The following is a 12815-nucleotide window of genomic DNA, read 5'->3' on the forward strand; positions in this document are numbered from 1 at the left end:
GCACTAGTCCCCTGTCGTCTGCAACTGCGTCGACTTACCTCCGCGATGAAGGGTTCGCCATAATGGAGCGCTCGCGCGATGTGCCGGCCTTACCGAACCCGAACATTGATCTCACACTTCTCGAACAGGAAGCGGGCAGTGTGGACCACGTCGGATTCTCTTCGACATCCATGACCGAATTGGGAGTCCTTTCCGTGAATCGAACTATTACGCGATCCAGCATCCTTGGTGTCGTTGCCATCACCGCATTCGCTGCCCTTGGCAGCACACCCGCATTCGCTGACGCGACACCCGCACCGGCGCCTACATCCACAGCCGGTCCCACGAAAACGCTAGGCACGCTCACCAACGTGCAGGAATCAGCCGCGACCGCGACCGCGAAACGAATCACCTCTTTGAACACTGCGATCACAAAAGTCACCGCCAACGCCTTCCTGACCGCCTCCGACAAGTCTGCCCTACTGGAGAACCTCAATACCGACCTCGCCGGCATGAACACCCTTGCGGCAAAGATCGCTGCTGACACAGAACTGGCACAGGCCAAAATCGACTACGCCACCATTTTCACTACCTACCGTGTCTACTCGGTCTCAATTCCCCAAGCCGCGTACACGGCACTTGCAGACACTGTCACCTCGAAGACGGCAGCGCAGCTCACCGCCGAACAGACCCGGCTCTCGGGCCTGCTATCAGGAAAGGACGCTTCTAAGTCCACCGCGGCTTTGCAGGCGAGCGTGACAGACATGGCCGCCCAGATCGGTACCGCCGCCAGCGCTGTAGCCGGACTGGCCGCCGGTTCACTCGCCGCCACACCCGAACAGTACGATGGTAACCACGACGTGATGAAACCCTTCAAGGCATCCGCGACCACCGCGAGCGCAGCACTCAAACAGGCACGGACCGATGCCAAGACCATCCGCGGCGCACTCAAATAACGCCGACCCGGCAGCGCGCCGGCACTTCTCTGCCGTCGCGCTGCCGGTTCACCATAACTTGCCCTGACGCGTTCTACGGATGCAGCGCCCGCATCGGAAGCCCTGCATTCTCGCTCGGCCCCGACTCGATCGCCTCCGACAGGAATCGAGCAGCGGTCGATGCATGGGCGTTCCATAGTCAACTGATAGAAGCGAGACACAACCTGTGAGAATGAATTCAGGGCGCAGCAAGGCCCTCATCGCGGGTGTCACTCTCCTCGTCCTGGGAGCCGCAGGCGGGTTCATTGTCGTCCACCCGGCTTCCGCTGCCAATCAGACCTCTCAGTCCCCATCGGACGCGCCCCGGCCGGCGTCGGCCCTCGCCATCACGGGCACTATTGAGACGGTGCATATTCCGGCAACCGCATCCAATTTCGCCGCCAGGGATGCCGAGGTGTACCTCCCTCCGGCCGCCGTGGCCACCGACGTTCCGCCACTCCCCTTCGTGCTCATGATGATGGGACAACCCGGGAACCCGGACGCGTCCTACATCGGTTCAGTCCTCGACACGTTCGCCCTCACCCATGACGGTCAGGCCCCCATTGTCGTGGTTGCGGACCAACTCGGTGATCCGAGTGTCGATTCACTCTGCCTGGACACTCCGTCGCACGGGAATGTGCAGACCTACATTGAGAAGGATGTCGTCAACTGGGCACGCGCGAACCTGCACATTGAAACTGATCGCGTCGATTGGACAATTGCGGGGTTCTCAAACGGCGGCCAATGCGCCATTTCCCTTGCTACCAAGTTTCCGGACGTCTGGGGAAACGTGATCAGCGCGTCCGGGACGACCTTCGCCGGCACGGAATCTGAGCCCACGGTTCTCGCCGACGTCTTCGGTGGAGACCAAGCCGCCTACGACGCGACAAAACCAGCTACCTTGATGTCGTCCACGCACTACCCCGATACCGAGGCCATGTTCACCGTCGGGGCGGATGACTCCGTGATCGGTCCACCCCAGAAGGCGTTGAGTGCCGTGGCCCTGGATGCCGGCATGGTGACCAGCTACTACGAAGTTCCCGGCGAAGGCCACAGCGTCGGAGCGCTCCTCGGAGGACTCACGAAGGCGTTCGATGTTCTCGCCCCACGCCTCGGATTTCTGAACGCATCACCGCAGCCATAGTCCCGCACGCCGCTATCCGGCCAGCCCTGATCAGTGGACACCTGAGAGGAGGCGGATCCCATCACTCCGACCCGACGTAGCATCTCCGGCTCTGAGGGCACCTACCTATTGGGTCTTACGACCGCTTCGTCGAGAGTTCAAATTTCGCAAGCGTTGGTACCCTATTGGGGTTGGTACTGAGCACTAGTCCCAAATCCTCGGGTGGGCAACGCGACAGAACCTTCTCGGATCATGCCGCTGGCATCACTGGTCCTCACCAAGCCCCGTCCGCGGACAACGACACTAATTCAAAAGCTCCAAACTTCAACCGCTCGATCGCCCCCAGGCCTTGAAACAGTGGATGGGGCACTCCGGTATCGCGATGCTGCGTTTGCGAGAGCCGTCAGAAACTCCTGGATGGTCTCCGGGACCCGTTCGATTTTGCGGTGCGTGTCTGGCCCTATTTGCTCGAGTTAGTGGCTTCCGGGGTCAGTTGAGGATGTTCACCGCGCGGGAAATGACCAGGGCGAGCAGAATGAACCCGGTCAGTGCCTGGTACGCCATCAACATTTTCGCTCGGTGCGTGAGTGGCATAACGTCCGTGGGGCTGAACGCCATCATGTTCGTCAACGAGATGTAGGCGTAGTCCAAGTAGCTTGGCCGCCAGTTCTCGCCCCCTGGCGCCCCGTCATGTTGTGGGAAACGGAAGTCCACAGTCGCCGTCGCCCACTGGGCTGCGTCGCGACGCGCAACTGGACCTGACCGGTCCAGCTCCCAATACACCAACGAGAATGCAATCACGTTCGTAACCCAAACCTGCAGCGCAGTGAGGAGGACATCCGGACCGTTCACTCCCCCATAGAGAAGCTGTCGGACCGTGAAGACAACGGTGACTTGATTGGCCAGGGTCAGCAATGACGCGAGCCCAATGGATAACCACCGGGACCATGTGGTCTCCCTCGATAGTCGGCGTGGGTTGAGGATCGTCAACGGGATCAGCAGGAGCAAGCCCAACAGCGGGATGACCCACCGGGGCAGAATCTGTACCTTCTCAGGAATGAGCAGATACAGAACCAGGCTCAGGATGATTGCGGCCAGGACCGGCCAGCGGTGCTCGTGCCTCACAATAGGCGTCGACGTTTCAGTCACAGTCGAGAGTGTAAGCGATCCCCAATCACGTCGACGCCGTCACGGGTGAAACGACTCTTCGAAGCGCCGACGCACCGTTTGCTGTACTCGCGCAGGTTTCCGTGCGACTAGGTGAGGAATGGTGTTGAACCCTGTTCCCTCATCGCCACCGCGAGAATCGTTGCTATCGCTAGCACTATCGTTGCCACTGTCAAACCGCGACCGGGCGCACCGACCGGGATCAAACCGTATGCCCGGACGGAGAGCCCGAGCCCCACTACCGTGGCGATGAAGCGGCAAACGGGAACACAACTGCGAACAAGATGCTGGCAAGCGTTATCCAAAACCCGGACTTCCGGCCCGGAGTGTTCGTCCAATCCCCCCGTGGCAATCTCAGGCCACGCGACTCGTTCCCGTCCGCGTTGAAGTGTGAGTCGTTCACCTGATGCCCCTCTCGTTTGTTCGGCGGCCAGTTTTGCACAATGCCCCTGAACCTCAGGAACGTTGGGCAGGAATCGGGCGACCCGGCAGTCGATCAGTCATCTCCGGAGCGCCGCAAGCACGTCGCTACCGACGCACGGTTCACCAGGAGTGACGGGCCAATCGGTGCGGTTCGAGATGGGAGTTGTACGGTTCTCTTGGCGGTGGATCTAGTTGCCCTTCGTACAGGTTTGCTGATCAGCGGTCTGACCGGTCACGCTGGACGGGAGCACGGCATTGGCCCCAGCGGGCGCGGCCACGGGGTTCGCCGTCGGCGTTGGAACCGGTGTGGATGTGGAACCAGGTTTTGCGGTCGCGGCTGGCGTGGGAACAGGGGCCACCGGGGCGCTACTCGGGAGCACGGCCGCCCGGCCTGGGGCCCCAGAGAGCTGCAATGGTTTATCCGCGACCAAAGCCGTGTTCAAGACTGTGGCGGCACTGGACTGGGCGATCACCCGTCCTGGCTCGGCCGGGTCAGTGATGGTGGGGTACTGCACGAAGACCATGTTCGCCAGCCCTGTGTCCTTGATCGCGAGAGCGATCTGGACCAAGGTCGTCGGATTCGTCAGCGTATCCGAGAGAACCATGTTGCCCGTTGCCGCTTTGGCCAGGGAGAACAACGCGATCGGGTTTCCCAGGACGCCGCCACTTTGGACCTTCCGGACCAGAGCGGCCATGAAGAGCTGCTGGTTACTAATCCGCCCCAGGTCACTGCCATCACCGACACCGTGCCTACTGCGCAGGAACGAGAGCGCGTCGTCGCCGACGAGGGTTTGCTGGCCCGCCGCCAAATGCAACGGAGGCGTCGTGTACAGATCGGTGACCGCCGAGGCCAGGCAGACGGTGACCCCGCCGACAGCGTTCGACATGGCAGTCACCCCGTCGAAGCTAATCTCCGCGGCGTAGGGAATCTGGACGCCGGTGAGCTTCTCGATCGTCAACACAACGCACGACAGGCCACCACGAGATAGGGTCGTATTCAGCATCACCCGGCTGGACGCCGACGCGGTCCCACCATCGGCCTGAGGACACGCGGGGACGGCAAGCATCAGGTCCCGGGGGAAACTAATCACACTGACGCTCTGATGATTCTGCGCAATGTGCAGCAGCATGGTCACGTCGTTGTTACCCGCGCCAGAACTACCCGCGAGCTCTGCAGCCGTCCCATAGGCCCCGCCCTGGCCGGTCCGGGTGTCCGTGCCCGTCAATAGCAGGTTTACCCCGCCGGCGATCGCGGTCACGTCCGCGGCAGGGGCAGGAGCCGCCGTGTCGCCGGGCGTCTGATCAAGGTGGGCCAAATGAACACCGGGCTTGACGCTGCTGGCAACATCCCACGCGGCAATCGCCGCAAGGGAGCTCCCACTAACCAGAAGCACACCAAGGGTGATCCCCAAGGTCTTCGCGACCGTCCGCCACGGCCCCCGAGGCGCCAACCGTCCATGCCGGATCGGCTGACCGGCATTCCGGTCACGCCCACGCAAGGGCCCAGCGTGCGTCACGGTAACCCTCTTCCGCCCGGTCTAACCAACCGGAACATCCACGAACAGTCGTTTCGACCGAACTGTATGCCAGCAGTGACCGGAGATTCCTGTGAAAGTGCTCCTCGACCAGCGCAATCTCACAGGAAGCCCGCCAAGCCCACCAAACGGGGGATGACGAGTGTCGCCGGATCAGGGTCAGCGTTGTTTGATGGCGTGTTCAACACGGGAGTTCACAAATTCCATCAATGACCGTCAGCCTGCATCTGCCCGACGGGACACAAACGCGAGTTCGTGTCGACATTAACCAGTACGGCCAACTACCCGCCCTGATCGTGGACCCCCGTACGAAGGACGGGCGCGTTCTGCCCGGGACGTGGCTGGGCGAAAGCCACAACAGCCGACCAGATGGAACCAGCTACCACGCGGTGCCCGACACGACCTCGCACCGACTACGAAAGCATCCTCAGACGACACCTGAAGCAAACGAAAATCGCCCGTCCGTTTCTACGAGGTCGGAGACGGGGCCCGGCAACGCAAACCTGTATCTATCAAACAACATCGACGCATGTTCTTCCCGGCGCAGCCGCGCACATTCAAGTCAGAGTTCAGAGCTCCCTTACTGGCATCCGCGCTTGGGGGGGAAAAATAGTGACACGCTTGCGCGGTGGCACGGCGCGACATGAGGGCGCCAATGTGCTCCGTTAGCCCGTTAGCCTTTCCCCAAAGCACGCGTGGCGAGGCGACAGTGGTGTCTATCTCACTGGGGACACCTGACCGCTACGCAACTCCCAGGTAATGGTATTTCGCTCCTTCGTCGGTGCAGCATCTGCCTAAGCGGCGCGGAAGACAGGGATCGGTCGGGGCCGGTCACAGGCCTGATCCCCGCGAACAAGACCGTTGATGCCGATCAACTCAACTCACTGTTGTGATCGTCGAGCACTGCCGTCACAAAGTGCGCAACCGCATCATCCCAAGTCGTGAAGACGAAATGCTCGACTGGATCCACAAACTCCATCACCTCGTAGTTGCCCTCATCTTTCGAAATGAACCCGACCAGTGAAAGCGCATTGTCGCGTGCGATGCGCCGATCCGTGACGCGCCACTCGCATCCTGAGAGCGCTTTGACGTTGATATCTTCACTCGTGCGCGTTTCCAATCGTCCGGCGATCATCTTGATTCCTCTCGTTCGATAGTGCCGAGGCTACGACCGACATCTGACAGTTCTCAGAACTGCCCTGGCACCCGGCGCGAACATCATCCTGAATTCATTTGCGAGCACCACTCAGGTGGCACCCAGTGTGGAAACGAAACGTTTCCAGGGGAGAATCCCTACTCCAAAGGATGGGACTCGGCGCGCGGGGGCAATCGCGAGCGGCAACACCACGAAAGACTTTTGCCCGCTGCGAGTAGCCCGTTCATTCCGCTCTGCAGTGCACTGGCGAGTCTACGAATCGAAAAACGGCGACCGCCAATGCCGTGAACTGTCTTGTCCACGCCGGCGATACAGGCAGCGTGCGCACCTCCTCGGCTCCTTGTTGATAGCGCTCAATGTCGACGAGGCTTTTCCAGCAGAGATTTCCGAGCAGGCACAATCTGGGAGAGACATGCGACCCGACGCGACACGAGTGGGATGAACGAGCGGTTCGGGATTCCCTCAGTAGTGTCGTGGTGGCGCCCCAGCCCATTGCCGCGCACTCTGATCTGATCCCACACCCGGCAGGACACTCCCCGCATATGACCGTATGTGAAGTACCGAGCAATTGTGGTCAATCCACACTAAATTCCGGCTCCGCGGCGTCCCCTGAGAAGGGGCTCGGTTCGTGATGAGTTCGCGCAACCCGACCGGTGCGCCACGTTCAAAGACCAACCACAGGGTTCCGTCAAATAGACCGTCACAGTCGACTCGCATTAGCGTGGGTCGTTTGATCCGCTCGGAATCCCCGAACTATTTTCTGCTCCTGGGAACCACGCTGTTCTTGGTCATCTTGGGCTTGATCATGGTCCTGTCTTCGTCATCAGTAGATTCCTTTGTTGCTCACGAGGGTTTCTTCGGCGTTGTGCTTCATCAAGGTGCCATCGCCCTGGTCGGCGTCCCATTGATGCTCGTGCTCAGCCGGATGCCGTTGAAGTTCTGGCAGCGTATCGCTTGGCCGACGCTCATCGCTACTTGCCTCGTTCAGTTGCTCGTCTTCACCCCGCTGGGTGTGACCGTGGCCGGAAACACCAACTGGCTGTCTATTGGCAGTTTCCAATTCCAGCCATCTGAAGCCATCAAAGTCGCCCTCGTCATTTGGCTGGGCATGCTTCTGGCACAGAAGAAAGATCACCTCGACGACTGGCGCCACGTCCTCGTGCCCGTTTTTGGCATCGGCGGCACTGCCGTCATGCTCGTCATGATCCGCGGCGATCTTGGGACAACAGTAATCCTCGCCGGTATCCTCTTCGGCTCCCTCTTCTTCGCCGGCGTAAAACTACGCATGCTCGCCATCCCCTTGGGGATCGGCGCCCTTGGCGCCCTGGCTGCGGCCATGGCCAGCGGAAACCGGATGGCCCGGATACTGAGCTTTTTCGGCACGGGCTGCGACGGCTCAACCGGCACGATTTCCGCCGCATGCTGGCAACCCTTGCACGGCACGTGGGCCCTCGCGTCGGGCGGTATCTTCGGCGTTGGACTCGGGAACTCCAAAGCGAAATGGTCCTGGCTTCCAGCCGCGGACAACGACTACATCTTCGCGATCATCGGCGAGGAACTCGGTCTCATCGGCGCAGTCGTGGTGCTCGCCCTTTTCGTCCTGCTGGCCATCGCCTTCCTCCGCATCATGAACGCCACGACCAACCCTCAAGCCAAAGTCAGTACTGCGGCCGTCATGGTCTGGATCATCGGTCAAGCACTCGTCAACATGGGCGTCGTCCTCGGATTCATCCCTGTCCTCGGCGTGCCACTCCCCCTGATTTCTGCTGGGGGCACCGCCCTCCTCACCACCCTCATAGCGATTGGAATCGTGCTCTCCTTCGCACACAGCGAGCCGTCGCCGTCGCGTACACCCCCACCCTGAAAGCCGGACGCCGACCACCCATAACTCGTCCCGCGCGCTCTCGTCGCAACACTGCGCGCAGATTGAAGTGGACACGGCACGGAATCGATTCTTGGTCCACCCACGGTGTCGACGCTGTGAAATCCTTCGCTGTTGTGTCTTCGATGGACCGTCCACCGAAACGGTTCACGGCCACGACTCGGCGAACTGCCGGGCAGGATCGTCGCCGGATCAAACACGCACGGTTGCGCAACACTTTCGACCAGCCGAAACAGTGCCCTGCTCCACCGAGTTTGTGCGTCGCATCTACCAGAACAGTTGTTTTGACGGGAACAACGCCTAGTCTCTCGAGCGTGGAGAATGCGGCTAACGGCAACGAATCGATCAACGCGGGCCACCAGAATCGGCTGGACCGATCTCGCGAAATGACACGGAACGACTGGACGAGCGTGCCCGACAAACGGTGGAGTAGCCGGGTCTTGCACAATATCGGCACAGTGAGTGAACACGCCGCAGCGGGATTGGTTGCCGGAAGTGCGCTCGTAGTGTGGGTCGCGGTCGGGGTAGCGGCGGAATTTCCTCCCTGGTGGGAGAACGTCCTTTACATTGCGAGCTCATCTGTGACCGTCGTGATGGTCTTCGCAATCCAACACACGCAAGCACGACAACAGTCGGTAACCCAGCGCAAGCTCGACGAGTTACTCCGAGCCCAGCCAACTGCCGACGACCGACTCATCGCGTTGGAAGGTGCGTCGGACGACGAATTGGAGGCCCTCACAGACCTCAGTCAAGAAAACCGAAAACGAGCCCTTGCGACGGATGCCCCGCCACCGATGATGGATCCCCCGACGTAGGGAATCAATGTGGCCCGGGTACCGACCAGATCGGGACCTGCCTGGCCAGACCGTCCCGGTCGTTCGATTTCGTTCACGTTGAGAAACCCTTGACGTCGTCGTTGGCGGCGCACGTCGGCGCAGGTGACCGGAACCTCTAGCCTGTTCATATGATCACCTTGATTCAAGCGGTGATTCTGGGATTTCTCCAAGGGATCACGGAATTGTTCCCCATTTCCAGCCTTGGCCATAGTGTCATCCTGCCCACACTATTCGGCTGGAACATCGACCAAAGCAGCCCCGCGTTCCTCGGGCTTCTCGTTGCGACCCATCTGGCTACCGCTATCGTTCTCTTCCTATTCTTCATTAGGGATTGGATCCGGGTTTTCCGTGGGTTCGGACGTTCCATCCGGGATCGTAAAATCGGCCCCGACGACATCTACGCGAAACTCGCCTGGCTGCTCATCGCCGCAACAATCCCCGCGGGCATCGTGGGCTTGCTCTTGGAGAAGCCCCTCCGGTCCCTTTTCGCATCCCCACTGATCGCTGCCGCATTCCTGGTGATCAACGGCCTCATTCTTCTGACCGCAGAACGCCTCCGACGGCATCCGAACCTTGCTCTGACCGCTCGGGTGAGCGTTGATGCTGTTTCGAGCGGACGCCCCATTCCCGGGCGCTCGGCCGAGACGCAAATGTCCGAGACCGAGAGGTCCGACGCGACGATCGCCAAGCTCACCTGGAAACAGGCGTTCGGAATCGGCGTCGCCCAGACGGCCGCCCTGCTACCGGGAATCTCCCGATCAGGATCAACCATGGTCGGTGGACTCCTCTCCGGACTCAACCACGAAACCGCTGCCCGATTCAGTTTCCTATTGGCCACACCCATCATCGGCGCCGCGGCCGCACTGAAACTCCCGGGACTGTTCAGCCCGCAGATGGCCGATCAGAGCGGAGCATTCCTCCTCGGTGCACTCTGCTCGGCCGTTGCCGCATGGTTAGCCACGAAATTCCTCCTGCGCTTCTTCGAAACCAGAACACTCACCCCTTTCGCGATTTACTGCATCGCCGCCGGAACCATCTTCTTCGTAGTCCTGATCGCGTTCCCATAGAAGTCCGCAAGGACACCGCACGTCAAATTAGTTGAGATTCCCTTGCTGGGAGCCCACACGGTCATCACTCCATACGTCCTCGCTCGGCTGAGGAATTCTGGGCGATGACGTGCACTGCGCCCGCATCACCCGCGCCGATCCGCACCCTGAGGTCATCACGGGAGCCAAATAGCCGATGGTTCCCCCTCGTTCAGGATCTGTGATGTCGACAGCAAGCCACCCGCCCGGTCACAGTTCGCGCCTGTCTCTTTGTCAGAGGTCCCTACCCCGCCGCGACTTTGTAGATCTCAGCTGGCGTTAGAATCCGAGTTCGGAAAGTTGATCCGGCGTACCGACGGGACAGGATCGTCGACCAAGTGATAAGAATCGCACCCTGCGAGGGACACTTTGCTGCCCTGGACCACACTGTCAATGGCCAATTGGAACTGCCCGTAGGCGGCCAGCAGAATTGCCCGCTGGTGGCCACGAGAATTGCCCGGTCATGGCCAACAGATCTGCCCACCTGGGTGTTGGTGGCGTTGGCCATGCGCGGTCGGTGTTGGTTTAGTTCATTTTCGTGACGCCTTTCCCGGCGAGTGCCTGCGTGTGTTAACGCCAACTGAAAACAGGGCCAGAAACGCCAACTGAAAATAGGGCCACCAACCATTATGGAAGGTGATCAAATTGGATGATTGGGCAGAGATTCGCCACCTGCATTCGACGGGGAAGCATTCGAAGCGGGAGATAGCGCGGCTGGTCGGAGTGTCCCGGGGAACGGTGGATCGGGCGTTGGCCGTGGATCGGTCGCCGACGTATCAGCGCGAGCCGACGGGGTCGAGTTTCGACGCGTTCGCCGGCCAGGTGCGGGTGTTGCTCGCGGCGACGCCGACGATGCCGGCCGCGACCGCTGCTGAGCGGGTGGGCTGGTCGGGGTCTCCGTCGCTGTTCCGGGCCAAGATCGCCGAGCTCCGGCCGGAGTATGCGGTGCCTGATCCCGCGGATCGGCTGGTGCACCCGCCCGGGTTCCAGGTCCAGTGTGATCTCTGGTTCCCGCACGAAGACCTGCCGCTGGGCCATGACCAGGCTGCTGCGCCGCCGGTTCTGGTGATGACGTCGACGTTCTCCGGATTCATCCAGGCCCGCATGTTGCCGTCTCGGACGACGCCGGATCTGCTCGGCGGGATGTGGTCGTTACTGCAGGAGGCCGAGGCCGTTCCTGCCCGGCTGACCTGGGACAACGAGACCGGCATCGGGCGCGGGAAACTCACCGATCCCGCCGCCGCGTTCGCCGGCACGCTTGGCACGCAGATCAAGCTGCTCAAGGCTCGCGATCCTGAGTCCAAGGGCATGGTCGAGCGGATGAATCGCTTCTTCCGCAGCCGCTTCATGTCCGGTCGTGCTTTCACCTCTCCCGACGACTTCAATCAGCAGCTGGCCGGGTGGCTACCCATCGCGAATAACCGTCTCTCCCGGTCACGCAGAGGCCGCCCACAGGACCTGGTCCGCATCGACCGGGCGGCGATGCGCGGCCTGCCGCCGATGGCGCCGGAGGTGATGTTCCGCAATAGCGTCCGGCTCCCACGGGATTACTACGTTCGCGCGTTCAGCAACGACTATTCCGTCGACCCGGCCATGATCGGCCGGGTTGTTGACGTGGCTGCGAGCCTCGAGCGTGTGACCGTCCACCACGACGGGGTCCTCATCGCCAACCACCGCCGGAAATGGGCCCGGCAACTGACCGTCACCGACCCGGCACATGTCCTCCGCGCGGCAGAGCTCCGCGCACAGTTCCAAGCCCAACGCGCGCGCCGGCCCGCGGTCACGGCCGTCGTCGAGATGGCCTCGCTGGCCCGCTACGACGAGCTCTTCAGCGTTGACATCGACGCCGCGCCGACCGTGTTGGCGGTCGCGTCATGACCGGGTCGGAAGCGGCGTCGCAGATCGAGTACTACGCTCGCGCGTTGCGGGCGCCCCGGATCAGTGAAGCGTTCCGGCGCCTGGGCGACCAGGCCCGCGACGCGGGCTGGTCCCACGAGGAATACCTCGCCGCAGTGCTCTCCAAAGAGGTCTCCGAACGCGAGGCCTCGGGGGCGGCGCTCCGCATCAAGGCCGCCCGGTTCCCCGGTCACAAGACTCTCGAGGACTTCAACTTCGACCACCAGCCTTCCGCAGACCGGAACCTGATCGCGCACCTGGGCACGAGCGTGTTCCTCACCGAAGCGAAAAATGTCGTCCTCCTCGGACCTCCCGGGACCGGGAAGACACACCTCGCCGTCGGGATCGGGATCAAGGCCGCCAAAGCCGGCCACCGGGTCCTCTTCGACACTGCGACGGGCTGGGTGACTCGACTCCAAGAAGCCCACTCACGGGGCAAACTCGCCGCCGAACTCATCAGGCTGCGCCGTTACAGCCTGCTCATCGTTGACGAGGTCGGTTACATCCCGTTCGACCAGGACGCCGCGAATCTGTTCTTCCAGCTCGTGTCTTCCCGCTACGAACACGCCTCGCTCATCATGACGAGCAACCTGCCCTTCGCCCGCTGGGGCGACGTGTTCGGCGACCTCACCATCGCCTCCGCGATGATCGACCGCATCGTTCACCACGCCGACGTGATCAGTCTCAAAGGCAACAGTTACCGGCTCAAGCAACACCAACCCGCCGCGACTACGGCACACTAGAACCACACGAGAGTGG

The 12815-nt window shown here is 61.5% G+C and carries 10 protein-coding genes; 7 read left to right on the top strand and 3 right to left on the bottom strand.

What is annotated here, in order from left to right; genetic code table 11:
• Positions 1-62: 62 nt before the first annotated feature.
• The gene (locus tag RCH22_RS09450) at positions 63-935 is read left to right on the top strand and encodes a hypothetical protein (RefSeq protein ID WP_327013762.1); all 873 of its coding nucleotides are present in this window, start codon (positions 63-65) and stop codon (positions 933-935) included.
• A 211-nt stretch (positions 936-1146) separates the two neighbouring features.
• Positions 1147-2097 carry an alpha/beta hydrolase-fold protein gene (locus tag RCH22_RS09455; RefSeq protein WP_327015491.1) on the top strand — a complete coding sequence of 317 codons (951 nt, stop codon included), beginning with the start codon at positions 1147-1149 and terminating at the stop codon, positions 2095-2097.
• A gap of 468 nt (positions 2098-2565) precedes the next feature.
• Here RCH22_RS09455 and RCH22_RS09460 read toward each other — a convergent pair whose 3' ends face one another.
• The 3 genes from RCH22_RS09460 to RCH22_RS09470 all read right to left on the bottom strand — a co-directional run bounded on the left by RCH22_RS09460 (position 2566) and on the right by RCH22_RS09470 (position 6336).
• The gene (locus tag RCH22_RS09460; RefSeq protein ID WP_327013763.1) at positions 2566-3225 is read right to left on the bottom strand and encodes a hypothetical protein; all 660 of its coding nucleotides are present in this window, start codon (positions 3223-3225) and stop codon (positions 2566-2568) included.
• 629 nt (positions 3226-3854) lie between these two features.
• Positions 3855-4982, bottom strand: a complete 1128-nt coding sequence (locus tag RCH22_RS09465) for an LCP family protein (RefSeq protein ID WP_327013425.1) — start codon at positions 4980-4982, stop codon at positions 3855-3857.
• A 1090-nt stretch (positions 4983-6072) separates the two neighbouring features.
• The gene (locus RCH22_RS09470) at positions 6073-6336 is read right to left on the bottom strand and encodes a hypothetical protein (RefSeq protein ID WP_327013764.1); all 264 of its coding nucleotides are present in this window, start codon (positions 6334-6336) and stop codon (positions 6073-6075) included.
• 742 nt (positions 6337-7078) lie between these two features.
• Between RCH22_RS09470 and ftsW the strand changes: the two genes are divergently transcribed.
• The 5 genes from ftsW (at position 7079) to istB (ending at position 12799) form a co-directional block, all read left to right on the top strand.
• Positions 7079-8221: a putative lipid II flippase FtsW gene (ftsW, locus tag RCH22_RS09475; protein WP_327013426.1), complete on the top strand. Its 1143-nt coding sequence runs from the start codon at positions 7079-7081 to the stop codon at positions 8219-8221.
• A 332-nt stretch (positions 8222-8553) separates the two neighbouring features.
• Complete coding sequence (locus RCH22_RS09480) at positions 8554-9054, top strand: low affinity iron permease family protein (protein WP_327013427.1); 501 nt, start codon at positions 8554-8556, stop codon at positions 9052-9054.
• 149 nt (positions 9055-9203) lie between these two features.
• Entirely contained in the window at positions 9204-10142 is a 939-nt protein-coding gene (locus tag RCH22_RS09485; RefSeq protein WP_327013428.1) for an undecaprenyl-diphosphate phosphatase, read from the top strand.
• Positions 10143-10796: 654 nt separating this feature from the next.
• Positions 10797-12038, top strand: coding sequence for a helix-turn-helix domain-containing protein (locus RCH22_RS09490; protein ID WP_327013765.1), 1242 nt, complete (start codon positions 10797-10799; stop codon positions 12036-12038).
• Positions 12035-12799, top strand: coding sequence for an IS21-like element helper ATPase IstB (gene istB / locus RCH22_RS09495; protein WP_327013766.1), 765 nt, complete (start codon positions 12035-12037; stop codon positions 12797-12799). Before RCH22_RS09490 ends, istB begins: the two co-directional genes overlap by 4 nt.
• Positions 12800-12815: the final 16 nt, after the last annotated feature.

The sequence above is a fragment of the Cryobacterium sp. GrIS_2_6 genome (genome assembly GCF_035984545.1).
In the GTDB taxonomy this organism is placed as follows: Bacteria; Actinomycetota; Actinomycetes; order Actinomycetales; family Microbacteriaceae; genus Cryobacterium.